Origin of the sequence: Aulosira sp. FACHB-615, assembly GCF_014698045.1 — a bacterium.
GTDB lineage: Bacteria > Cyanobacteriota > Cyanobacteriia > Cyanobacteriales > Nostocaceae > Nostoc_B.
The window spans coordinates 29,366-52,736 of the sequence record NZ_JACJSE010000016.1 but is presented as its reverse complement, the minus strand read 5'-3'; the positions used below and the strand labels follow the sequence as shown (position 1 = coordinate 52,736).

Genomic DNA, 23,371 nt, shown 5'->3' with positions numbered 1-23,371 from the left:
CTTTCCTGTCAAGTGGTTTGATGCTAGTTGATTTTTGGGCAATTGTGAAATTTACCTGTTGAGTGATTCTTCAGGTTAAATAATTTTTTTATTGATGCTAATTCTTGCTTAACCTGTTGAGTTAATATCTCAACACAGTAAAACACCAGACAATGATTTTTAAGTTATACCATTGCTAAACTTTTTATATTTTCTGGAAAATACTGATTTTTCCACCTCAATGAATTTGTTGCTGATCTGGGATAAAATACGTAGGCTTCATCTTAACTTTAAAGATGTGTACTGCATTTGCTGACAACTTTATGAAGGTATGTTTGACAAGATAAACTTAGGCTACCCAACTGGAGAAGAAAAAATATCAATTGAAGATAAAAAGTATGAGTTACAGGACGTACGCACAAAGATTGTCTGTGGAGATTGGGTACAGGGGTGAAAGGGTGTTGGGTGTAAGGGTTGTAGATACATACACTCCTACACCCTTATACCATCGTCAAAACTCTTGATTTTTCGTTTTTATGCGTAAGTCCTAATTAATTAAAAACCTCCCGTTTACAGGGAGGTTAATAGCATCAATAATTAGGATTTTTTTGGCTATTGATACATTGTGTGGCAGTAATTTCAACGAATATCTCGCTTATCCTTGTAATTACCAAAATTGCAGAAGAATTCAGAAGCCAGAACAAAAGTATGTGGCGAAGCACCAACAACAGTGAGAAGCAGCAAATTAAGAATTTTGTGGGAGTTTTAAACCTTTTATTCAGCCAACACTCGCACAGGATTCAGTTCTGAATTCTAGCGACTGACTCCTGAATTCTATTTTGATAATTTCAAACTAGGTATTTATGTACTTCTTGTACACAAATACCATCTCGTTGAATTTGCTTTGCTTGATAATTTAGTAATGGTTCAGGTTAATACCTGCTTCTTTAGCCATTGCTTCTAAACCTTTGATTTCTAAGGTTTTGATAGCTTTGGTAGATATTTTCAGTTTGACCCAACGATTTCCGCCTGGCCACCAAACGCGCTTGGTTTGGAGGTTGACTTGTTGAAGACGCTTTGTACGGCGATGGGAGTGAGAAATTGCAAAAGCGTTATTTGCTTTTTTACCAGTTAGTTGACAGCGACGAGACATAGGAATTTGGATTTTAATACAACCTTTCTATTTTAGGGCTTCGGAAACAGAATCGGGAGAGTGAGTAGTAGGACTACGTGATTAAACCCGAATTTCTCACGCATGAGTGGGGAGTGTGGGGGGTGTAGGTGTTCAAAACCCTTACACCCATTTCAACAGGCAACTTTTCTGTGTCAGCCTGGTGCTAACAGCACTATTTACTGACTTGTTCTGTTAGTTTGGTGAGTACATCGTTAGAACGCTCGACAAAAGATTTCATTCCTTCTGCGTCAAATCCTTTTTGAGACATCAGTGCTAAATCATAAACGTGTTGACAAATCATATTGACTAGCTGACCTGTCGGGGACTCTGCACCATCTTGAATGATGCTACCTTGGTTGAGATTTGCCAAATTTTGAATTAGGGGATGGGCAGTGTTGACCAGTAAGATATGGTCTTCAGGAAATTCTGCGTTTTGCTGCTGCATCATAGCGTTCATTTCTCGCAAGCGGCGAAGAATTTCTGGTAAGAGTACCATTGCTGGGGGTGTGCCTTGAGGATCTTCAGATTTTAAAGCTTCGGTGCGAATGTTAACTTTGGGTTTGTTGAGAGCTTTTTCAAAGAGTTCTTTGATGACTTCACTCTTGGTTTTATTGGTTTTGGGGTCAACGATTTCGCCAGATTTGTCTTGTTCTAGCAGTGTATTATCTAAGTCGGAGTCTACACGGGAAAATTTGACATCATTATATTCTCGTTCCAAGAAGTTAATGAAGTGAGTATCAATGAAGGAGTCCATAAATAGAACTTCCAAGCCTTGATTTTTATGTAATTCTATGTATGTGGCTTGGCTGGCTTCATCGGTACTGTAGAAAACGCGGTTTTCGTGGCGTTCTTTGTTGCGTTCTAAGTATTCTTTGATGGTGGTGTAGGGAGAGGTGCTAGATTTGGCAGGGCTGACATCTTGCCAAACGTCACCTTCTTGAGACTGTACTTCAACGGCGGGAGTTTCAGTGGCTGTTTGGTCAAATTTGGCAGTGCTGCGGAAGATGATAATATCTTCGACTTGTTTTTTGAATTTTTCGTCGTTGAGAGTGCCAAACTTGACGAAAGTGCCGAGATCCTTCCAAGCATTAATGTACTGCTCACGGTCATCACGGTACAGTTCTTTGAGGCGATCGCCTACTTTTTTGGCTATGTAATCGCCGATTTTGCGGACGGTGCGATCGCCTTGTAGCGCACTGCGGGAAACGTTCAACGGAATATCGGTGCTATCAATGACACCCCGCATTGGCATTAAGAATTGCGGAATGATTTCGTCACAGTTGTCGCTGACGAAAACTTGATTGCAGAATAACTTGATTTGCCCTTTTGTCACATCCACATCTGGGCGCATTTTAGGGAAATACAAAATACCGTTGATAATAAACGGATAATCTGTATTCAGATGCACCCACAGCAACGGTTCTTCTTGGAAAGGATAAAGATAGCGATAAAACTCTAAATAATCTTCTTTGGTTAAACTGTTGGGAGAATCTCGCCAAGGCGCTTTTTGTCTATTTAATACTTCACCATCCAATTTGATGGGTACTGGCATGAAGTCGCAATAAGTCTTGACAAGATTCTTAATACGTGCAGCTTCTAGATAATCTTCCTCATCTGGCATTAAGGTGAGGGTGATGGTAGTACCGCGAGTAGTGCGGGAAGAGTCATCTAAAGTAAATTCTGGTGAACCATCGCAAATCCAGTGAACTGCTTGTGAACCTTCTTTATAAGATAGGGTATCAATTTCTACTTTTTGTGCCACCATAAACGAAGAGTAGAAACCTAACCCGAAATGACCGATAATTGGTTGGTCTGCTTTCCCTTCATATTTGTGGATAAATTCTTCCGCACTGGAAAAAGCAACTTGGTTAATATATTTTTTGACTTCCTCTGCGGTCATCCCAATACCATTATCGGTAATGGATAGCGTTTTTTTATCTTTGTCAATAGCAATTAGAATTTCTGGTTCGTCTACATCACCATTGTATTCTCCGGCGCGGGATACCATTTTCAGCTTTTGGATCGCGTCTACGGCATTGGAGACTAATTCCCGCAGGAAAATTTGATGATCTGAGTAAAGGGACTTCTTGATAATCGGGAAAATATTCTCAGTATGAATACTGATAGTGCCTTGTTCTAGCATGATTGGTAGTTTTGGATGATAGTATCTGAAATTTTCAGGTTATGGCGCATACACCTTGGTCTACTGCAATTAGAGGTAAATCCAGATAGTACAGCCAGCCATGATACCAATTAGGATTTTAAAAGCATAGCTTAAGCGATCGCACTTTGTTCGAGGCTTGTTTGCCCCCAAGCTATGATGCGGATTTCCCTACCTTTGAGAAAGTATGATACTGAGTGAACAACCTTAATTGTTTTCGGTGGTTTTTTCCAAGACTAAAAAATAGTGATAAGGATTCACAGGATCGGTAAATTCTTGTTTTACCTTTAACCCTGCATTAGTAATTGATTTTAAAATCCGCTTTTGGGGATAGCCTTTTAACCCTACTTCCCAGTAATGCTGATCAGATATGGGTTTTGTACTCCAGAATTTGGGAATTTTAAGTGATAGATATCTTGGTCTGGGTATGTCGGAGACTCTTAATTGTAATGCTAAATATAGGCTATTATAAGGAAGCGAAATTACCAAATATTTCTTTGTGGCTGCTGCCAGTTTTTGTAAAGCTTTTTCTGACTGTTCATAAGGTAGGTGTTCTAAGACTTGAAATAGCACAATAACATCAAATTTATCTTTTGGTAATGCAAAATCTTGTGCTAAATCTAAAGTTATATCTGGGTTGAGATGAGGGTCAATATCTGCTGTAGTTACTTCATAACCATTGCGCTTGAGTATTTCGGTTAATAAGGAATTGTAAATTCCTATTTCTAAAATATGGTTAACTTTTTTACCAAGGGAAAATATCAATCGCAACTGATGGTGATAACTGATGAATCTGTCTTTCGATAAATATTCTGAATTTTTTAGGTCTAATGATGTAATTAGCTGCATAAAAAATTACCTGTTTTATCTAGGTTTAGGGAGTATATGATTCAAGTTTTCCCACAAAATCACTTTAAGTAACAGTTTATAGCGTTTCTCAGTTGAGTGCAGTACACGTAGATAGGGAACAGAGGCTAGGGACTAGAGGCTAGTACAACAAGGCAAAAGTAAAAAGGCAAAAGTAAAAAGAAAGAATAACGATACCACAAGCCTTTTAGCAATTTCTTATGGTCTGTTTATTTACGCCGACCTGTACTAGGGGCTAGATGAATGTACCTAATGGAGATGAAAAACGCTGTAAAGGATAAGTGGGTTCACAACTATTTCATTTTGAAAAAAATTTACTAGCCAGTCTTTGACGCTGCGAGTTGCGTGACAGTCGTCTTCGTTGTAGCGTTGGATGATTTATAAGAAAGAGCGATCGCCTGCGAGATAATTTACCAATCAGTACTTGTACTACAACAGGATGGTTTATAGAACTGTAGCTGTTTGTTGTACAGATTGAAGAAAATGAATCACTTCTTGAATTACTGAATTCTGGCGTAAAATTTTCAGATCATCATTTGTCAATTGCTGGGTAATCGAAGATTGGCTATAGTCTCTTTGAGACTGAGATAGAAGTTGTTTTAGAACTTTATTGGGTTGAGAAGTTGCCAAACTTAGCATTTCTGGAGATGGTTCATATCCTAGCAAGCGAGACAATAGACTTCTATCTTGGAAAAAGATAATTTCTATTGAGGGAACAGCCAGAATAACTTTAACTTGCGTATCAATAGCTACACTTTTCACTATCTCTTCAATACTACTGAGACGTTCCTGAACCACCTCTGGAGCTACTGAATCCGCATCAGCGACAATAGCGATTGGTACTTGTCGGCGAACAACTAAAGAACGCGCCAGTGATTTAATCGCAGATAATCCACCAGCAGCAACAATTTCAATGTTATTCAGTAGTTCTTTTGGCAGAACACGTTGAAGTAATTCAACGTCGGAAGCTCCTTCGCAAACAATGTAAGCGATCATGGAATATCTCTCTCCCTAACGTCATAATCAAAAAAAATATCTTATTATTCAGAATGGTAACAAGGAGGATAAGTAAGACAAGGGGGATAGAGGTTTTGTTGAGTAAACAAATTTTTGGAATAGATTTACAAACTGACTTCTGATTCTTGAATGATGCTGCATTCATTCTGAAAAAAATTTACTAGCCAATCTTTGACACTGCGAGTTGCGTGACAGTCGTCTTCGTTGTAGCGTTGGATAATTTCTAAGAAAGAGCGATCGCCTGTTTCTAACCATTGATCATACCAGTAGATACATTTAGCGCCACTGGCTTCTTTATCGCGCCATTCAAAGCCTAACCATCGCGCAATTACTTTCAGGGCATAACTTTCTACAGGTAAGGCCACACTTTGAATTAATTGTTCGTAGACATCTACAAATCTATTTAAAACAGGATTAACTAAAGATTTTGGTGTGTGATATAGCTTGGCTAATCTTTTAACTGTGTCAAATTCGTAAACACAAAAATGATAAATTGGGGCATCGGGATATTGCCAAACTAAGTTAATAAATTGTCGCCAAACTAATTCTTCATCTTCTGGATTTTCCGCTAAAAAAGAATGAAATTGTTGTGTATTATTTTGTCTATCAACAACTAAAACGCCTAACAGGTAATCTAAATCTAAGTCGGGCTGGGCTTCAATATCAAAATACAGTTCTATAGGAGCAGTAAAGGTCAGTTCTGCTGGCGGTAAGGAACTTGGTAAAATTAACGGACGTTGTTCAATAACCGCTTGGGCTTGAATAGTTAACTTAGTTGCTACTACGCTATCAAACCCTGGTAAGTCTTCTAAGATAGCGGGATTTGTATTGGCTAAAGATTCTAGGGTGGTGAGGGAAAGGGCTTGGAGTTGGGCGTAACGTACGGGTGTGACTCCTGGTAATAAAGAAAGATGTTTTTGTGCTTGGGCGATCGCATAACATTGACTATGCCAGTGGCAAAGATTACACTTTTGCCGTGAAATAAACATCTCTGGCGGTTCTGGTGATTTGATTGCTGCAATGAACTCCTCTAGAATTTGCAACATCTGGGGTGTCCATTTCGCCAAATCTACGGGATAGCTAATGTCTTTGGTACGTAAGATTAACCAAGCTTTATCAGGGGTGACTCCCTGAATTGTGGCTAAGGCTTGGGCGTGAAATGCTGACACAACTTGATATTCTTGTTTGGGACGTTTACCAAGTTCCATATTTGCAGGAACATACATCCAATCACCAAAGCAAGACTCTCCTGACTGTTTTACCAGTAAATCTGGACGGCTGAGGAGTGTATAGTTTTCGCTGGCGGTTTCTACCCAGTCTTGATAATTGCTTAACAGTACTCCCTGGTAAATATACTCAACACCACGCTCCATTAATTCTAATGTGGCGGCTTGGGCTGCTTCCCGATTTCCTTGCGGATATTGCGGTTTTTCATAGTCAAACCCTGCCAAAATCCCTTGATGATAGATAACTTTGTCTTGTTGCAATTTAGACAACAAGTCATTCGGTGCATCTCTCAGGCTTTTGTCAGCATTAATATCTAAAATTGGTCGGCGTTTACAGCGTTGGTATTGTAGTAAATGTTCAGCATTAATCAACATTAATTTAAGCTAACAATAATTGTGGCTTTTTGGGGTTGAGATCAAGGTTACAGGTTACAGTTTACAGAAATTATTCTGTTCACTTGTCGCTGTCCCCTACCCCAAGGGTTGAGAGTAAAAATATTGAGATTCGACACATGACTAGTGTTTCTGCTATCCAAACTGACTTGCATCACCATCGAGATCAATTTCCCGCTTTAGCTAATAAGCTTTATTTTAACTACGGTGGACAAGGGCCGTTACCCAAACAGGCAATTGCAGCCATAATTCAAACTGAAACTCATATTCAGCAGTTAGGCCCCTTTGGTAATGAAGTTGGACGCTGGATAGGTTCTTATATTCAAACTATCAAACAAGCGATCGCCACGGAACTCAACGCCCCCCCTGAAACTATCACTCTGACAGAAAATGTGACTGTGGGCTGTAATATTCCTTTGTGGGGTATTGATTGGCATCCAGGCGACCATCTGTTATTGTCAGACTGTGAACATCAAGGGGTAATTGCCGCAGCTAAAGAAATTGGGCGACGGTTTCATGTAGAAGTTACCACCTGTCCGTTAATGGCAACTTTAAATGCGGGTGATCCTGTGGCGGTTATTGCCCAAAATTTACGCCCTAATACCCGCTTAGTAATTCTCAGCCACGTCCTTTGGAATACTGGTCAAGTTTTACCCCTTGACAGAATTATAGAAGTATGCAAAGATAACCGTTCTTTAATATTAGTAGATGCTGCCCAATCTGTGGGTTTATTGCCGTTAAATTTAACGCAATTGGGGGCAGATTTTTATGCGTTTACTGGGCATAAATGGTGGTGTGGCCCGGCGGGTGTGGGTGGGTTATATGTCAAACCAGAAGCCTTAGAAAAACTTGCGCCGACATTTATTGGTTGGCGTGGTGTGATTAAAGATAGTCAAGGACAGCCGATAGATTTGTTTCGTGATGGACGGAGATATGAAGTCGGGACATCGGCTTATTCATTTTATGCGGGATTGGTAGAGGCGATCGCCCTGCATCAAAAATGGGGTACAGCCGAGGAACGTTATCAACAAATTTGTCGTAACAGTGAATATCTCTGGCGTAAATTATCAGCCTTACCGCAAATTAAATGTCTGCGAACTTCCCCACCGGAAAGCGGTTTAGTTTCCTTTCAATTTGTCCAGCATGATTCTCAAACTAGTTTCAAACTAGTGCAGTTTTTGGAAAATAACAAGATATTTACCCGTACAATTGCTAAACCTGATTGTGTTCGCGCCACCGTTCACTACTTTACTTTAGAGTCAGAGATGGATGAGTTAGTCGAACAAATAGAGAAATTTAGTCAATAGTCAAACGACTAAATAATTAAGATTTCATACTTCATACTTCACACTTCATACTTTTCCATGAAACGCCCCATCTTATACGTAGCTATAACTAATCACGGTTTTGGTCATGCTACTCGTACAGCATCGGTAGCGGCAACTATTCAAGAGTTGTGTCCTGATGTACTTTTAATTATGGTGACGACCGCACCGCGTTGGTTGCTGGAGTCATATATCGAAGGTGATTTTATCCATCGTCCCCGCGCTTTTGATTTGGGTGTTATACAAGCTGATAGTTTGACAATGGATAAAGACGCAACTTTAGCAAAATTATTAGAAATTAAAAAGCAGCAAAATTCTTTAATTGCATCGGAAGTTAATTTTATCAGACAGAATCGGGTTGATTTAATTTTGGCTGATATTCCGTTTCTTGCGCCTTTGTTTGCCAAATCTGCAAGTATTCCTTGTTGGATGATGAGTAACTTTGGTTGGGATTTGATCTACAGAGATTGGGGTGGTGAATTTGTAGCGATCGCAGATTGGATTAGTGAGTGTTATTCTAAGTGCGATCGCTTGTTTCGTTTACCCTTTCATGAATCAATGTCGGCTTTTGAAAATATCATCGATGTGGGTTTAACAGGTGGTTCACCACGTTATTCTGCCGATGAATTACGCGCTAATTGGGGCATAACTGCACCACAAGATAAAACTATTTTACTCACATTTGGCGGCTTAGGTTTACAACAAATACCTTACGCAAATTTGCAAAATTTCCCAGATTGGCAATTTATCACCTTTGATAAATCTGCACCAGATTCAACAAATTTAGTCAAAATTCATGATAATAAATATCGCCCTGTAGATTTTATGCCAATTTGTGGACGGGTAGTTTCTAAACCGGGTTATGGTACTTTTTCTGAGGCGACAGGTTTAGAAGTTCCTTTAGTGACAATTCCCCGCGATGATTTTGCCGAAGCCAGTTATCTTTTAGAGGGAATTACTAATTACAACCATCATCAAATTGTCACCCCCGCAGAATTTTTTACAGGTGATTGGAATTTCCTCCATGAATTACCCCAACCACCACAGCAAAGCCAAAAAATTGCCAAGGATGGAAATGAGGCGATCGCTCAGGCTATTATCGAGCGAATAAGGTAGGCTTTTGATGAGATGAGGGGACGAGGGAGACAAGGGAAGGTAGATACGGGGGAATTTTGACTGGTTTAGGTTCACAACCCTTACACCCTTAAATCTCTATACTGATTTACCTCCGGAATTAATGCTTGTGCGATAAGGATAGATATGGCGCATTTCAAAGCGACATTGTTCCCATAGTGGTAATAATGCTTGTTTGGCTACATTTAATTGACCTTGCGAGTGATTAATTTTGCCATTTTCGATAATCCAAATCAACACTCTGGTAATTAAATCTGCTTCCCAAGTAGGGATATATTTACAATTATTTATCTTAGCAACTTGGTTATCTAAACAATAAATAACATCTTTAAAATTCCAAATTTCTTGTCTGGATATCTCGGCTGAGGGATGTTTCCAGATTATTTTTTGTAAGTTCATTGTGATATAATCCAAGCCTGCGATCGCAGTATCGGTATTCCTCACTAAATCGGTGAATACTTGATAATATTGCTGTAAACAACCAGTGGCAATATTTACAATATATGCTCTTAACCATGCTTGGATATCTCGCAGATAAGGCAGAAAATCTTTAACATCATTTATTTCTTTAAATGCTGTATGTTGACTGGGGTAATTTAAGATATTTTTCTCTAAGTCAAATTCTAAAACTTGAAACTTTTGCGAGTGATAACTCATCACTTGCGGAATATATTTTTCGATTAACCAAGTTTTTGTATACTTAGCTGTCCATGTACCTCTTATCCCGATATCTTCTTGCCAAGAATTAAGGTTACTGCTTTCTAATGTGGCGATGTGACTATCGTTGATTTCGTACAATATATCAACTTGATTATTAGATAACGCCGAGTAAGCATTACTGAAACGCGGCACAATAAAAGCATGATCCCTAATTCCCCGACTGACGCGAATAGAAGTACTATCTTGGTCAAATACATGCCATTCTGATTTACCTTGAGCGTAATTAAATTTTTTAATAAAATTGTGCATAATTTTCCAGAGTTTTACATCTACAGAAAATAGATGAAAGCCTCTAACATCGGGAAATTCAACAAATTTAAAATCCCAGGTTTCTAAATAATTCTCAAATTCAATAATTTTATTTTGATACGCCTGACAAACAGCATCCACACATAAACATAAATCTGCCGCTTCTAACTCAGATACAATGACTGTTGTTTGTCCTAAATAAGCTTCAAAAGTATCTGTATCTAGTTGTTTTAAAAAACGACGACAACCCCATTCAGGCTTAGTGTAGAGTCCCGTCATTAATTGACCTAAAATTTGCTGATGGTTGAGGGAAATTTTCAACCCTCTCAGCATCACGCTACTAAATTGAATTACACAATCACCTTTGCCAAAAGCCTGTGGTAAATTGCACTCCATCAGCACTTTTGGTTTAACAACAGTTAAGTGATTACCTTTTTTTAGTAAACAAGGTTCAAACTCAGCCTTTTCTAAAATATGGCTAAATTCTTGATGTCGTCTTAAATATTTTTCTATGCTGCTAAATTCAGGAGATTTAAAATTATTGACTGTAGTTTTAGGAATTTTTCTAACTAAATCAAAATTAAGCTGATAATAAAGATTTTCAGCAACTTGACTATTTCTCAATGTATCAATTATCCCATCAAATATCAATTCTTCTCGATGGTAAGGAAAATATTTGAATATTTTGAGACTATATCCATTAGTAATGATGAAAAATATAGGTTTGAGATAAGTGCTGTAAAATTTAGCTTGGGTAATAGCTTCAGAAAAATATTGTGTATTTGGTGCTAAATAAATAATAATTATCAATGATGTGTCAGAATTTTGCTGAACTACATCATCGGTAGCAAAATAAATTTGAGAATTTTTGAGTTGTTTGGCTGGGTTCTCTGAATTATTACTGGTTAAACTATACTTACTCTGCCGATATGAATCTGGATAACCCAAATATTGAAATATTGGCAAAATAAACTTTTTTTCGACATCTCCTTCAGTTTGTAAAACACGAATATCAAATGCTTGTATCCACCTAATAAATAATTGCAGCGAGTCAGGAATATACATTAGAGAATCCTGCGAATACTCTGTCAGTTGCCACAGAGATTTTAGATTTTGCCAAAAATATTAGATAAATTCTATGTGCGTTGATACAAAAAGGGAGTGGGGAGTGGGGAATAGGGAGTAGGAAAGAACTTAGCCCCGACGAATAGAATTTGTGGCTATAAAAACAAAGTCCGCACTTCGACCCTTCTCCTGCCGGAGACACTACGCGAACGACAAGCTCAGGGCATCGCAAGCTCAGTGAACACCTACGCGGACTTTCTAAAAACCCGCGCAGGCGAGTTTCGTTTGTATAGCCCCAGACTTCAGTCTGAGGGCTATGTGCCGATACCAATTCTATAAATGAGAAGTAGAGACATTGTATACAACGTCTCTACAACAAAATCAACTAGCATCTTCATTGAGAAGCGGGATTATTTGCTATGGTTTCCAAAAAAGTCAACCCTAAACTACAGCAGCGACTTTTTCTAACAATCCTTGAAATAAACTTAATCCATCACTATCACCAAGCATCTTATCAGATGCCCTTTCTGGGTGTGGCATCATCCCCAAAACATTGCCTTGGCGATTGCAAATCCCGGCAATCTTGTTGAGTGAACCATTGGGGTTCTCGCCTGCATAGCGGAATACCACCTGGCCATTGTCTTCTATTGCCGATAAAGTGGCTCTATCAGCATAAAAGCGCCCTTCTCCGTGGGCAATGGGTAGGGTGATGGTTTGTTTACTGGTGTAAGCTTGTGTCCAAGGAATATTTGTATTTTCGACTTTTAACGGGACGCGATCGCAAATAAAATGCAAATCCCGATTTCTCGTTAATGCCCCAGGTAACAGCTTGGCTTCAGTTAATACCTGAAACCCGTTACAAATACCGAGGACAAACTTACCCTTTTGCGCGTGTTCAATCACCTGCTGCATCACAGGCGAAAATCGAGCGATCGCACCACAGCGCAGATAATCACCATAACTAAAGCCTCCTGGAATGATAATTACATCCAAATCAGCTATGTCGGTGTCTTGATGCCAAACCATGCGCGTTGGTTGACCTAACAAGTCTCTGGTGACATAAGCCACATCGCGATCGCAATTAGACCCTGGAAAAACAATAACGCCGAATTTTGTCATTTGTTATGTGTCATTGGTCATTTGGATATGGACAAGTAAAAATTAAAAAGGCAAAAGTAAAAAGGCAGAAGATTTAGTCCTTTTTACTTTTACCTTTTACCTTTTACCTTCTAAAACACTCCCGTCTGCGTTTCGACCTCAATTAAGTCAAATCGATAGTTCTCAATTACAGGATTGGCTAACATTTGGTCACAAATGTTATCTAAGTCCCTCCGTGCTTTAGTCTCATCCTGAGAGATGATGGTAAGTTCTATGTACTTACCAATCCGCACGTTTTCAACTGTTTCGTATCCCATCTGCTTGAGACCAGATTGTACAGCCACACCAGCAGGGTCTAGGACTGAAGGACGAAGCGTTACATGAATTTTGGCTAAATACTTCCGTTGCACAGTTTTTTTGCTGAATGCTGCGATCGCTATACTATAACTTTCTGTTCCAACTGAGTGAAAATAAGATTGTGAAACAGTTAAAGTTAATTTATTAGATAGCCAGTATAACAGCTTCCACTACAGTGGCGAATATCCACAACTACTTATGAGAGCCATACGCACCCGCAGTCAAGAGCGGATTTTAAACCTACTGAAAAGCGTCAAACAAGGCATTTCCGCCCAAGACATTTATATTGAATTGCGGAATCGCAATCAAAATATGGGTTTAGCCACAGTTTACCGTTCCTTGGAAGCTTTAAAACTTGAAGGTTTGGTGCAAGTGCGAACTTTAGCTAATGGTGAAGCCCTCTATAGCTTAGTACAGCAGGACAAACACCACCTCACCTGTCTGCAATGTGGTATGTCAATTCCTATTAATCAATGTCCAGTCCACGACCTGGAAGACCAATTACAAGTAAGCCACAAATTTAAAATTTTCTACCACACCTTAGAATTTTTCGGTTTGTGTGATCAGTGTCAGGTTAGTCAATAGTCATTTGTCCTTTGTCATTTGTTACTAATCTCTGACACTGTTCTCAGTTAACATAATAGCTGATGGGAAAAGTAACACCAATGACTAATGACTATTGACCAATGACCAATGACTATTGACCATTCACATCAGGTATTTCCTTACCCAGCCAAGCGTTAGAATCTACATTAGTGTCAGACACTATTGAGCGAATACCCTCAAAAGCCGCCGGAATTGTGCGGGGATCGATAAACATGACTTTGCTGCTATCGCTTTTACCAATAGTCGCGCCCATATCGAGATAACCCAACGCAAACAGAACTTCTAAAGCTTTACTCGCGCTGGGTTGAGAATTAATTTTTTGGGCGATGATTTCGGCTGATTCCGCAATGGCTTGGGCTTTGAGAACTTGTTGTTGACGTTCGGCTTGGGCTTTCAGAACAATGGCTTTTTGTTCAGCTTCAGCCTGCAAAATTAATGATTTTTGCCGCGCTTCTGCATCGAGAATTTGGGCTTCTGCTTTACCTCTAGCACTATTAACTGCGGCTTCCCGTTCACCTTCAGAATTTAAAATTGCAGCCCGTCTGCGGCGTTCGGCGGACATTTGCAATTCCATTGATTCGCGTACTGCTTGGGAAGGAATAATATCTCGCAATTCTACCCGTGTGACTTTCACCCCCCAAGGGTCGGTAGCAATATCTAAATCTCTCAATAAAATTTCATTAATTTGGGAACGGGCGGTAAAGGTTTCATCTAACTCTAGTTGTCCCATTTCTGAGCGAATTTGAGTTAGTACTAAGTTGGTCATTGCTGACTGAAGATTTTCAACTTTGTACCAAGCTTTTTCCATATCAACTATTCGCCAGTACACCACCGCATCTACTTCAATACCCACGTTGTCACGGGTAATACATTTTTGTGGCGGAATATCTAAAACCTTTTCGCGGATGGTTTGTTGGTAAACGATTTTATCTAAAAAAGGCACAACAAAATTCAGTCCTGGTTCGAGCTTTTTGTTATAGCTACCCAATCTTTCTACCAAAGCTTCATTACCTTGATTGACCACTTTTACAGAACCAGCCAAAGTAGAACCACCAAGGGCTAAAAAAATCAATAACAAAAACTGTTCCACTGTAAATCTCCTGGTTATTAAATCTCTTAGTTGTTAACCTTTATACTTCACACTTCATATTATGAATGCAACAAATTTTCTGGCATGACAATTAACGTAGTACCTTCTCTTCTGACTACGTAAACACGTTGGTGGGGAGCGATATCAAGTTTGTCATCATCACATTTAGCCCGCCAAGAATTGCCTTCATATAGCACTCGTCCAGTTTTGCCTGCCGGAATTTCTGTTAAAGTTTCCGCTACAATGGCATCCTGAATTTTTGATTTGCGTCGTTGCGGTTGTAAATATCGCCGAGATAGTACTATTAAAATTGTGGACAGCAATAGCCAAATTGCTACTTGTAGCCATAAACTCAAACCAAATTGGGAAAGTAGCGCCACCGCAAAGGCACTAATACCCATCATGAAGGCGACAAAAGCCGACGGTAAAAACAGTTCTAATAAACACAAACCTGAGCCAGCTAGGAGCCAAATTAAAGTAGAACTTGGCATAGCGCCATCCTAGAAACTACATTTACGAAAAAGATTTCTAAGATTAGATTCACTGAGAAATCGGTGTTTTACAGAAAACTAAATTTGTCTTGTGAAAATTAATTGTGATTAACATCGATGACAAGATGTAGCCAGAGGTACACAAAACCAGTCTATTCTAGGCAGCAAGGCTTTGACATCTAAATGTAATCGAAGTTCACTAAAAAAGTGCTGAGTTGAAAGTGCTGAGTGCTGAGTTAAATCAGAGTAGCATTACTGAAGAGTTGAGTGGTGGAGCGATCGCACCTTATAAATTCTGAATATTTACCTGATAAAATCAGGTGGAGCTTTTGAATTAGGTCACAAGCCTTGTTAGCAGCATTACTTTATGGTCAGGAAGATTTACGGTTAGAGCAAGTAGCTGACCCCACACCAGCAGTCGGTGAAATCGTGATTCAAGTGGGTGCAGCGACAACTTGCGGTACAGATTTGAAAGTTTGGCGGCGTGGTGGTCATGCCAAGATGTTGAAACCACCAACGCTATTTGGTCATGAAGCCGCAGGGACAATTGTTGCGGTGGGCGCAGATGTAGTTAATTGGCGAGTGGGCGATCGCGTTGTGGCCAATAACTCTGCACCTTGCATGGAATGTTTTTTTTGTCAACGCCAAGAGTATTCTTTATGCCCGAATTTAACTTGGAATAATGGCACATTTGCCGAATACTTAAAAATTCCTGCACCCATTGTCCAGCATAATTTATTGCGTCTGCCCGATGAATTACCTTTTGCATTGGCGGCGATGACTGAACCATTAGCTTGTGTATTGCATGGTGTCGCTCGTTCCCATATCAAACCCAAAGATAAAGTAGTGATTTTGGGAGATGGGGCGATTGGCTTAATGTTTGTTGCGGCATTGGCTGAGACTGTTGAAGTATTACTCTGGGGAGGAAGTGACCAAAGGCTAGAAATCGGTCAAAAGCTTGGTGCAGCACAAACATTTAACTATCATCAAATTTCTGATATTCCGGGTGTGGTGAAAGAACTTACCCAAGGCTGGGGCGCAGATGTGGTGATTGAAGCCACTGGTGTACCTAGTGTCTGGGAAACTGCGATCGCCTGCGCTCGTCCTGGCGCAACAGTTAACTTATTCGGTGGCTGTCTACGAGATACAACAATTACAGTCAATACAGAACAATTGCACTACAGCGAACTTACATTAAAAGGCGTATTTCACAACACACCGAAATATGTGCGATCGGCACTTGCAATGATAGCCAGTCAAAAACTACCTTTAGAATTACTCATAAGTGAAAGCCGACCTTTAAAAGATTTAGAACAAGTCTTTCACGACATGAAAGCGCGTCAAGTAATTAAAGTTGCAATGGTTTGTAACCAGAATTGAATTTTTCTATGATTGACCATAAAAATGAGTAGGGAAGCCACCTAAAGCAATGGCTCCCCTACACTCAGTATTACAAAAGTTTTACCGCGCCCAAGGTGTTATTCTGACAGTTTTACTGTGGAATTAAAAACTTAGCGACGGTTTGCACATCTTTGTCACCGCGTCCAGAACAGTTAATGATAATTCTGGGACTGCCGTTAAGTTGGGGACAGAGAGTGTCGAGATAGGCGATCGCATGAGAAGTTTCCAAAGCTGGGATAATCCCTTCTAAGCGGGACAGTTTTTGAAATGCTGCCAAAGCTTCTGCATCTGTCACACTGTAATATTCTGCCCGATTCGTATCTTTTAAATAACTGTGTTCTGGCCCTACACCGGGATAATCTAACCCCGCGCTAATTGAGTGCGCCTCGGTGACTTGTCCATCTTCATCTTGCAGTAGATAGCTCATCGCTCCGTGTAGTACACCAACTCGACCTTTTGTCAAGGTGGCGGCGTGTTTCTCTGTATTCACACCTTCACCAGCAGCTTCTACCCCAATTAACCGCACAGATGGTTCATTGACAAACTCATAAAACAGCCCCATTGCATTGGAACCACCACCCACACAAGCCAAGAGAATATCCGGTAAACCGCCCCACTTTTCTAAAGCTTGAGCGCGAGTTTCTTGACCAATCACTGCGTGAAAATCCCGCACCATCATTGGGTAAGGATGCGGCCCGGCTACAGAACCAAGAATGTAATGAGTTGTTTCAACGTTTGTCACCCAATCCCGAATTGCTTCCGAAGTCGCATCCTTGAGAGTACCTGTACCAGCTTCCACCGGACGGACTTCTGCTCCCATCAACCGCATTCTAAACACGTTCAAAGCTTGGCGTTCCATATCATGAACACCCATGTAAATCACGCATTCCAAGCCAAATCGGGCGCAAACTGTGGCTGTTGCAACACCATGTTGTCCAGCGCCGGTTTCCGCAATAATTCGCTGCTTACCCATACGCTTGGCTAATAATACTTGACCCAAAGCATTATTAATTTTGTGTGCGCCAGTGTGATTTAAATCTTCCCGCTTTAAATAAATCTGCGCCCCTGTACCATCAGGTCGGGCATAATGAGCAGTCAGCCGTTCGGCAAAATACAACGGTGTAGCGCGTCCCACATAATCCCGCAGCAGTTGTTGGAGTTCTGCTTGAAACTCTGGGTCATGACGATATTGCTGATAAGCTGTTTCCAATTCAGCTAAAGCAGGCATCAGGGTTTCCGGGACGTACTTACCGCCAAAGCGTCCAAAGCGTCCTTGTGTATCGGGAACCTGAGTAGTTGTGGAAGAATTTGGAGAGAGGGGAGTAATAGTCACGGAATTATCTTGATGACAAGTAAAGACTTCATTAATTATAAGGAGTCTGGGGTGGATAATACTAATTTGTAATTCGTAATTCAAAACCAATTCTCTATTCAAGATACCTTTGCTTTAAAAACGGTAAATTGCGAACCACTGTTAAACTCGCCTTACCTGACACCATAATGGATGTAGTAGAACTGAATCACTACCGCAATTTTGTATGTCTGCTTCCAAATCAAACTCTGATAAAAAGATTGTCTATCAAGAATTCGGTAACGATAACTCCGCCGCTATCGAAAGACCAATTCAGGAACTTCCACCCCAACAACAAAACTTGAGAATCCAAGCCACCCGCACCGGACGCAAGGGGAAAACGGTAACGGTGATTACTGGGTTTCAAGCCAAGCCGGAAACTTTAGCAGATTTAGTCAAGCAGTTAAAAACCCAATGCGGTACAGGTGGGACAGTCAAAGAGAACACCATTGAAATTCAAGGCGAACACAAGCAGAAAATTTTAGAGATTGTTACCAAATTAGGTTACAAAGCCAAACTCAGTGGCGGCTAAGGATTTAAGTACTAGTAGGTTGGGTGAAGGCGCACGACATATATTGACAAAAATACGGTAAGTCTATATTGCGCCGTAACCCAACATCAAATTAGAATACTTTGCCAACATAATTCAGTCGATAAAATAAACGCAGTATTCTGAATTTTTATGTCATTTGTTGGTTTCCACTTCTACTGCTGCGATCGCTTTTAATGAAAAAGTATGTAGGCGATCGCATTAAAATATTAACTCTCATCCTCTTCTAGCGCCTTTTGTATGGCTTTCCTGCAAAATTCTGGCGGATCATCTTTGGCTTTTACTGCTTCCTTCATCTCCTTAGTGACACGAAAGCTGATTTGTTCAGATAAATCTCTACTCTCTGGATTATCGAAATTTTCTGGTTTACCTTTTGACTTAGGCATTTATGTAGAAATATAAATAAGGCTTGAAGTCGATGGTTTCATCGGTTTAGGATTTTTAATCGGTAGTGTTACCAAGCTGGAAACTAGTTCACTACCGAACCACTTTTGTAAATGGCAATTTCTATTTTATGTTTACGCGAACAGAATTAGAACTGTTGACGCTGGCTCAACTGAAAATTTTGTGTAACCGATACGGTTTACGTTCCACTGGTAGCGGTGCTTACAAAGATAACTACATTACTACCCTGATGGCGTTTCCGCTATTGGCAATACAACAAATGGAAAATAATAAAGGCTTGAGGATACCATCATTTGCGAACTACGAAAATCTGAGTGCAACGCTAGATGAGATGAATGAACCAACAACAGAGCAGATAGCTCTTATTAGAATCTCAATGGAAGGTAGAAGGATGCAAATACCGCAGAGATATCAGCAGGAAAAACTGCTGCATCGCTATCATGCTAAAAATCATCTAGAACAAGTCATCACTCTTCTGGGAATGCAATAATCAAGCAAGTAGGTTGGGGAACTACCTTTAGTGTCTAAGTTCTACCTAACCTACGAGAAATGACTATCAATGAAGACTTGTTGATAGCGATCGCACTGATGTTCACCGAACTGTAGGATAAGATTACTAATAAATTAACAGGCAAGAGGCAGATAATGTCAGTCGTGAAAGTTGAAGTACAATTATCTTCCGAAGAGTTGCTCAAAGCAGTTGAGCAATTAAACTTGTCTGAGTTAGAACAATTTGTAGCGCAAGTGATTGTTTTACAGGCACAACGTAAAGCTACTAAACTGCCACAAGCAGAAGCGGAATTATTACTCAAAATTAATCAAGGCATTCCTGTAAACCTTCACAGAGATTACCAAGAATTGATTGCTAAACGAGATGATGAAATTCTCTCTGAAGATGAGTATCAAAAATTATTGCAATTAACTGAGGAAATCGAAAAAATACAAGCACAGCGTCTAGAAAATTTAGCAGAATTAGCAAGTTTGCGTGGCATTTCTCTAAATACTTTAATGGAAAATTTAGATATTCACGCAACAAACCATGTATGTCTGAAAATAGAGTGACTGCACAGCAGAAAAAGTTGGTGGTTCAGCGAGCTAATGGATGTTGCGAATATTGTAAAAGCCAAGAACGCTTTGCTCTTCAAGCTTTTTCTGCCGAGCATATTATTCCCAAAAGTCAAGGCGGAGAAACAAATATAGATAATTTGGCTCTTTCTTGTCAGGGTTGCAACAATCACAAATATAATAAAATCGCAGGTTATGACCCGGTAACAGGCGAAACTGTGCCTCTATATCACCCACGTCAACAATTATGGAATGAGAATCTTGCGTGGAATAATGACTTTACACTAGTTATTGGTTTGACTGCAACAGGCAGAGCTACGATAGAAACCCTACAGTTGAATCGAGAAGGAGTTGTGAATTTACGTCGAGTATTATACGCAATGGGTGAACATCCTCCAGAATGTTAATGTTTGATAACAATTTTGAGTATATGTTCAGTCTCTTGTGCGTCTCCACAGCACTTGCTAGAACGCAAAAACAGCCCCGTAGGTAGCATCAGATGGACAATATTCTGGCAATGCTATCTTTGAGGAGTATAAATATAGTCTGACAGGAGGCTTATATGGACTTAATTAGGCTTGTAGCGGCGGTTTTTCTACCCCCTTTGGGAGTATTTTTACAAGTAGGTTTGGGCAAAGATTTTTGGATTAATATCCTTTTAACGTTTCTAGGGTATATTCCGGGGATTGTACATGCAGTTTGGATAATCGCCAAGAAATAATTGCGATCGCTTGATGATCACCCATTATCGATAGTACGTAAGCAATAGTGGTTTTCATCAAGCATTGTGACAATTTTGGCAAAACCTGAACTTTGTGCCTCAGTGTATTGAGAAAATATTCATTGTTCAGGTAATAATACTACTTCCCCAAGACGTGAAGACCGATCTAGTTAGTTGCGCTCTGCTTCATACAATAACCATATAAGAATTTGTTTTCTCTGCGCCTCATCTTTGGAGTGGTTATTCAAAAAGCCTATGCAACCTACTAACCCTAACCAATTTACCGAAAAAGCCTGGGAAGCGATCGCCCACACGCCAGATATTGCTAAACAATATCACCAACAACAAATCGAAAGCGAACACCTGCTCAAAGCACTGCTAGAACAAGAAGGTTTAGCCAGCAGTATTTTAACCAAAGCGGGTGCGAATTTGCAAAAAGTCCGCGATCGCACCGATCAATTTCTCCAGCGTCAGCCAAGGGTGTCTGGTACAAGTAGTTCTGTGTTCTTGGGACGCAGTTTAGACACCTTGTTAGACCGGGCGGAGAACTATCGCAAAGATTTTAAAGACGAATATATTTCTATTGAACACTTATTGCTGGGTTATGCCAAAGATGACCGCTTTGGCAAAAGTCTACTCCAAGAATTCGGGTTAGACGAAGGCAAGCTGAAAAATATTATTAAACAAATTCGTGGGAGCCAGAAAGTGACCGACCAAAATCCAGAAGGTAAATACGAAGCACTGGAAAAATATGGACGTGACCTCACCGAAGCCGCCCGCAAAGGTCAACTTGATCCGGTGATTGGTCGGGATGACGAGATTCGCCGGACTGTGCAGATTCTCTCCCGCCGTACCAAAAATAACCCGGTGTTGATTGGGGAACCTGGGGTTGGTAAAACTGCGATCGCGGAAGGACTCGCCCAACGCATTGTAGCTGGTGATGTTCCCCAATCCCTCAAAGACCGCAAACTCATCGCTTTAGATATGGGTGCTTTGATTGCGGGGGCGAAATTCCGGGGCGAATTTGAAGAACGCCTGAAAGCAGTTTTAAAAGAAGTTACCGAATCTGGCGGAAATATAGTTCTATTTATTGATGAAATTCATACTGTTGTCGGCGCGGGTGCAACCCAAGGGGCGATGGATGCGGGTAACTTGTTAAAACCGATGTTGGCGCGGGGCGAATTGCGTTGTATTGGGGCGACAACTTTAGATGAGTATCGCAAATATATCGAAAAAGATGCCGCTTTAGAAAGACGCTTCCAACAAGTTTATGTTGATCAGCCCAGCGTTGAAGATACGATTTCGATTTTGCGCGGCTTGCGGGAACGCTATGAAAACCACCACGGGGTGAAGATTTCTGATAGTGCTTTAGTTGCTGCGTCTACATTATCGAGTCGGTATATTAGCGATCGCTTTTTACCAGATAAAGCCATTGACTTAGTAGACGAAGCCGCCGCCCGGTTGAAAATGGAAATTACTTCCAAACCGGAAGAACTCGACGAAATCGATCGCAAAATTCTTCAATTAGAAATGGAGAAACTATCTCTGCAAAAAGAAAGCGATGCGGCTTCTCGTGAACGGTTGGGAAGACTCGAAAAAGAAATTGCTGATTTCAAAGAAGAACAAAGAACCCTCAGCACTCAATGGCAGTCTGAAAAAGATATTATCAACAAAATTCAGTCTGTTAAAAAAGACATTGAACGGGTAAACTTAGAAATTCAGCAAGCGGAAAGAGACTACGACCTCAACCGCGCGGCAGAATTAAAATATGGGCAATTAACTGATTTACACCGCAAACTTGAACTAGCCGAAAGTGAACTAGCCAACGCTCAAAGAAGTGGTAAATCTTTACTGCGGGAAGAAGTTACCGAATCTGATATTGCGGAAGTTATTTCTAAATGGACAGGAATCCCGATTAGTAAATTGGTGGAATCCGAGAAAGAAAAACTGCTGCATTTAGAAGATGAATTACATCATCGAGTAGTGGGACAAGCGGAAGCCGTGACAGCAGTCGCCGATGCAATTCAGCGATCGCGTGCTGGACTTGCTGACCCCAATCGCCCCATCGCCAGCTTTGTTTTCCTCGGCCCTACAGGTGTGGGTAAAACTGAATTAGCCAAAGCCTTAGCAGCGTATATGTTCGACACTGAAGACGCACTGGTGCGAATTGATATGTCGGAGTACATGGAAAAACACGCCGTGTCGCGGTTAATTGGTGCGCCTCCGGGATATGTAGGTTATGAAGAAGGCGGACAACTCACCGAAGCAATTCGCCGTCGTCCTTACGCCGTGATTTTGTTTGACGAAATTGAAAAAGCCCACCCCGATGTATTTAATATTTTCCTGCAAATTTTAGATGATGGGCGCGTCACCGATGCTCAAGGTCATACTGTGGACTTCAAAAACACAATTATTATTATGACCAGCAACATCGGTTCGCAGTTCATTCTCGATATTGCTGGGGATAATTCTCGCTACGACGAAATGCGTCATCGAGTCATGGAAGCAATGCGGAATAGTTTCCGGCCAGAGTTCCTCAACCGGATTGATGAGTTGATTATCTTCCACAGTTTAGATAAGAAAGAACTGCGGCATATTGTCCAATTGCAAGTGGGAAGATTAAGAGACAGGTTGAGCGATCGCAAAATATCTCTCAAACTCTCCGATCATGCGCTGGATTTCTTGGCGGAAGTCGGTTACGACCCTGTATTTGGCGCACGTCCACTCAAACGGGCGATTCAGCGCGAGTTAGAAACCCAAATTGCCAAAGCCTTACTCCGCAGCGAATTCCACGACGGCGACACCATCTTTGTCGATGTGCAGAATGAACGCTTGGCGTTTAGTCGCTTACCTGTGGAAGTATTTAGCAGCTAATTTGTAAATATTTCGCGCAAAGGCGCAAAGGCGCAAAGGCATAAAGGGTGTC

22 protein-coding genes are annotated in these 23,371 nt (G+C 40.6%); 10 read left to right on the top strand and 12 right to left on the bottom strand.

All coding sequences use genetic code 11. The features are described from left to right. Positions 1 to 895 precede the first annotated feature (895 nt). From rpmB to H6G77_RS22350, 5 genes are all read right to left on the bottom strand, one after another. Entirely contained in the window at positions 896 to 1,132 is a 237-nt protein-coding gene (gene rpmB, locus H6G77_RS22370; protein ID WP_190588648.1) for a 50S ribosomal protein L28, read from the bottom strand. A gap of 193 nt (positions 1,133 to 1,325) precedes the next feature. Next, on the bottom strand, positions 1,326 to 3,296 hold the full coding sequence (gene htpG, locus H6G77_RS22365) for a molecular chaperone HtpG (RefSeq protein WP_190588647.1): 1,971 nt from the start codon (positions 3,294 to 3,296) through the stop codon (positions 1,326 to 1,328). Between the two features lie 225 nt (positions 3,297 to 3,521). Beyond that, positions 3,522 to 4,163: a bifunctional 2-polyprenyl-6-hydroxyphenol methylase/3-demethylubiquinol 3-O-methyltransferase UbiG gene (locus tag H6G77_RS22360; RefSeq protein WP_190588646.1), complete on the bottom strand. Its 642-nt coding sequence runs from the start codon at positions 4,161 to 4,163 to the stop codon at positions 3,522 to 3,524. 462 nt (positions 4,164 to 4,625) lie between these two features. Then, on the bottom strand, positions 4,626 to 5,177 hold the full coding sequence (locus H6G77_RS22355) for a hypothetical protein (RefSeq protein WP_190588645.1): 552 nt from the start codon (positions 5,175 to 5,177) through the stop codon (positions 4,626 to 4,628). A 125-nt stretch (positions 5,178 to 5,302) separates the two neighbouring features. Beyond that, complete coding sequence (locus tag H6G77_RS22350; RefSeq protein ID WP_190872772.1) at positions 5,303 to 6,799, bottom strand: TM0106 family RecB-like putative nuclease; 1,497 nt, start codon at positions 6,797 to 6,799, stop codon at positions 5,303 to 5,305. Positions 6,800 to 6,936: 137 nt separating this feature from the next. Between H6G77_RS22350 and H6G77_RS22345 the strand changes: the two genes are divergently transcribed. Together H6G77_RS22345 and H6G77_RS22340 are read left to right on the top strand one after the other, a co-directional pair. Beyond that, the gene (locus H6G77_RS22345) at positions 6,937 to 8,124 is read left to right on the top strand and encodes an aminotransferase class V-fold PLP-dependent enzyme (RefSeq protein ID WP_190872771.1); all 1,188 of its coding nucleotides are present in this window, start codon (positions 6,937 to 6,939) and stop codon (positions 8,122 to 8,124) included. Between the two features lie 57 nt (positions 8,125 to 8,181). After that, entirely contained in the window at positions 8,182 to 9,258 is a 1,077-nt protein-coding gene (locus H6G77_RS22340) for a glycosyl transferase (RefSeq protein ID WP_190872770.1), read from the top strand. 96 nt (positions 9,259 to 9,354) lie between these two features. Here the strand turns inward: H6G77_RS22340 and H6G77_RS22335 are convergent, their stop codons facing one another. From H6G77_RS22335 to purS, 3 genes are all read right to left on the bottom strand, one after another. After that, the gene (locus tag H6G77_RS22335; protein WP_190872769.1) at positions 9,355 to 11,310 is read right to left on the bottom strand and encodes a type I restriction enzyme HsdR N-terminal domain-containing protein; all 1,956 of its coding nucleotides are present in this window, start codon (positions 11,308 to 11,310) and stop codon (positions 9,355 to 9,357) included. Between the two features lie 441 nt (positions 11,311 to 11,751). Continuing rightward, the gene (gene purQ, locus H6G77_RS22330; protein WP_190671203.1) at positions 11,752 to 12,429 is read right to left on the bottom strand and encodes a phosphoribosylformylglycinamidine synthase subunit PurQ; all 678 of its coding nucleotides are present in this window, start codon (positions 12,427 to 12,429) and stop codon (positions 11,752 to 11,754) included. A gap of 110 nt (positions 12,430 to 12,539) precedes the next feature. After that, entirely contained in the window at positions 12,540 to 12,818 is a 279-nt protein-coding gene (gene purS / locus H6G77_RS22325; protein WP_062297125.1) for a phosphoribosylformylglycinamidine synthase subunit PurS, read from the bottom strand. A 145-nt stretch (positions 12,819 to 12,963) separates the two neighbouring features. On the opposite strand from purS, the gene H6G77_RS22320 reads away from it, so the two are divergent. Then, positions 12,964 to 13,350, top strand: coding sequence for a Fur family transcriptional regulator (locus H6G77_RS22320; protein WP_190588639.1), 387 nt, complete (start codon positions 12,964 to 12,966; stop codon positions 13,348 to 13,350). Between the two features lie 112 nt (positions 13,351 to 13,462). On the opposite strand, the gene H6G77_RS22315 is transcribed toward H6G77_RS22320, so the two are convergent. Together H6G77_RS22315 and H6G77_RS22310 are read right to left on the bottom strand one after the other, a co-directional pair. Next, positions 13,463 to 14,461, bottom strand: coding sequence for an SPFH domain-containing protein (locus H6G77_RS22315; protein ID WP_190588638.1), 999 nt, complete (start codon positions 14,459 to 14,461; stop codon positions 13,463 to 13,465). Between the two features lie 59 nt (positions 14,462 to 14,520). Next, positions 14,521 to 14,952 (bottom strand): NfeD family protein, encoded by a 432-nt coding sequence (locus H6G77_RS22310; RefSeq protein WP_190588637.1) that lies wholly within the window; start codon positions 14,950 to 14,952, stop codon positions 14,521 to 14,523. Positions 14,953 to 15,300: 348 nt separating this feature from the next. On the opposite strand from H6G77_RS22310, the gene H6G77_RS22305 reads away from it, so the two are divergent. Then, positions 15,301 to 16,332, top strand: coding sequence for a zinc-binding dehydrogenase (locus H6G77_RS22305; protein ID WP_190872768.1), 1,032 nt, complete (start codon positions 15,301 to 15,303; stop codon positions 16,330 to 16,332). 112 nt (positions 16,333 to 16,444) lie between these two features. Here the strand turns inward: H6G77_RS22305 and trpB are convergent, their stop codons facing one another. Then, positions 16,445 to 17,686 carry a tryptophan synthase subunit beta gene (gene trpB / locus H6G77_RS22300; RefSeq protein WP_190588635.1) on the bottom strand — a complete coding sequence of 414 codons (1,242 nt, stop codon included), beginning with the start codon at positions 17,684 to 17,686 and terminating at the stop codon, positions 16,445 to 16,447. 205 nt (positions 17,687 to 17,891) lie between these two features. Between trpB and H6G77_RS22295 the strand changes: the two genes are divergently transcribed. Further along, entirely contained in the window at positions 17,892 to 18,236 is a 345-nt protein-coding gene (locus tag H6G77_RS22295; protein ID WP_190872767.1) for a translation initiation factor, read from the top strand. Between the two features lie 227 nt (positions 18,237 to 18,463). On the opposite strand, the gene H6G77_RS22290 is transcribed toward H6G77_RS22295, so the two are convergent. After that, complete coding sequence (locus H6G77_RS22290; protein WP_190671210.1) at positions 18,464 to 18,640, bottom strand: hypothetical protein; 177 nt, start codon at positions 18,638 to 18,640, stop codon at positions 18,464 to 18,466. Between the two features lie 128 nt (positions 18,641 to 18,768). On the opposite strand from H6G77_RS22290, the gene H6G77_RS22285 reads away from it, so the two are divergent. From H6G77_RS22285 to clpB, 5 genes are all read left to right on the top strand, one after another. After that, complete coding sequence (locus H6G77_RS22285; protein ID WP_190588632.1) at positions 18,769 to 19,149, top strand: hypothetical protein; 381 nt, start codon at positions 18,769 to 18,771, stop codon at positions 19,147 to 19,149. 155 nt (positions 19,150 to 19,304) lie between these two features. Continuing rightward, positions 19,305 to 19,721 carry an STAS/SEC14 domain-containing protein gene (locus H6G77_RS22280; RefSeq protein ID WP_190872766.1) on the top strand — a complete coding sequence of 139 codons (417 nt, stop codon included), beginning with the start codon at positions 19,305 to 19,307 and terminating at the stop codon, positions 19,719 to 19,721. Beyond that, complete coding sequence (locus tag H6G77_RS22275; protein ID WP_190872765.1) at positions 19,703 to 20,131, top strand: HNH endonuclease; 429 nt, start codon at positions 19,703 to 19,705, stop codon at positions 20,129 to 20,131. Before H6G77_RS22280 ends, H6G77_RS22275 begins: the two co-directional genes overlap by 19 nt. 155 nt (positions 20,132 to 20,286) lie before the next feature. After that, positions 20,287 to 20,445 carry a YqaE/Pmp3 family membrane protein gene (locus tag H6G77_RS22270; protein WP_190588629.1) on the top strand — a complete coding sequence of 53 codons (159 nt, stop codon included), beginning with the start codon at positions 20,287 to 20,289 and terminating at the stop codon, positions 20,443 to 20,445. A 255-nt stretch (positions 20,446 to 20,700) separates the two neighbouring features. Then, positions 20,701 to 23,319, top strand: a complete 2,619-nt coding sequence (gene clpB, locus H6G77_RS22265) for an ATP-dependent chaperone ClpB (protein WP_190872764.1) — start codon at positions 20,701 to 20,703, stop codon at positions 23,317 to 23,319. Positions 23,320 to 23,371: the final 52 nt, after the last annotated feature.

Excerpts from the sequence above, each read along its gene's own strand:
- rpmB (WP_190588648.1), bottom strand. The coding sequence starts at position 1,132 with ATGTCTCGTCGCTGTCAACTAACTGGTAAAAAAGCAAATAACGCTTTT.
- htpG (WP_190588647.1), bottom strand. The coding sequence starts at position 3,296 with ATGCTAGAACAAGGCACTATCAGTATTCATACTGAGAATATTTTCCCG.
- H6G77_RS22360 (WP_190588646.1), bottom strand. The coding sequence starts at position 4,163 with ATGCAGCTAATTACATCATTAGACCTAAAAAATTCAGAATATTTATCG.
- H6G77_RS22355 (WP_190588645.1), bottom strand. The coding sequence starts at position 5,177 with ATGATCGCTTACATTGTTTGCGAAGGAGCTTCCGACGTTGAATTACTT.
- H6G77_RS22350 (WP_190872772.1), bottom strand. The coding sequence starts at position 6,799 with ATGTTGATTAATGCTGAACATTTACTACAATACCAACGCTGTAAACGC.
- H6G77_RS22345 (WP_190872771.1), top strand. The coding sequence starts at position 6,937 with ATGACTAGTGTTTCTGCTATCCAAACTGACTTGCATCACCATCGAGAT.
- H6G77_RS22340 (WP_190872770.1), top strand. The coding sequence starts at position 8,182 with ATGAAACGCCCCATCTTATACGTAGCTATAACTAATCACGGTTTTGGT.
- H6G77_RS22335 (WP_190872769.1), bottom strand. The coding sequence starts at position 11,310 with ATGTATATTCCTGACTCGCTGCAATTATTTATTAGGTGGATACAAGCA.
- purQ (WP_190671203.1), bottom strand. The coding sequence starts at position 12,429 with ATGACAAAATTCGGCGTTATTGTTTTTCCAGGGTCTAATTGCGATCGC.
- H6G77_RS22320 (WP_190588639.1), top strand. The coding sequence starts at position 12,964 with ATGAGAGCCATACGCACCCGCAGTCAAGAGCGGATTTTAAACCTACTG.
- H6G77_RS22310 (WP_190588637.1), bottom strand. The coding sequence starts at position 14,952 with ATGCCAAGTTCTACTTTAATTTGGCTCCTAGCTGGCTCAGGTTTGTGT.
- H6G77_RS22295 (WP_190872767.1), top strand. The coding sequence starts at position 17,892 with ATGTCTGCTTCCAAATCAAACTCTGATAAAAAGATTGTCTATCAAGAA.
- H6G77_RS22290 (WP_190671210.1), bottom strand. The coding sequence starts at position 18,640 with ATGCCTAAGTCAAAAGGTAAACCAGAAAATTTCGATAATCCAGAGAGT.
- H6G77_RS22285 (WP_190588632.1), top strand. The coding sequence starts at position 18,769 with ATGTTTACGCGAACAGAATTAGAACTGTTGACGCTGGCTCAACTGAAA.
- H6G77_RS22280 (WP_190872766.1), top strand. The coding sequence starts at position 19,305 with ATGTCAGTCGTGAAAGTTGAAGTACAATTATCTTCCGAAGAGTTGCTC.
- H6G77_RS22275 (WP_190872765.1), top strand. The coding sequence starts at position 19,703 with ATGTCTGAAAATAGAGTGACTGCACAGCAGAAAAAGTTGGTGGTTCAG.
- H6G77_RS22270 (WP_190588629.1), top strand. The coding sequence starts at position 20,287 with ATGGACTTAATTAGGCTTGTAGCGGCGGTTTTTCTACCCCCTTTGGGA.
- clpB (WP_190872764.1), top strand. The coding sequence starts at position 20,701 with ATGCAACCTACTAACCCTAACCAATTTACCGAAAAAGCCTGGGAAGCG.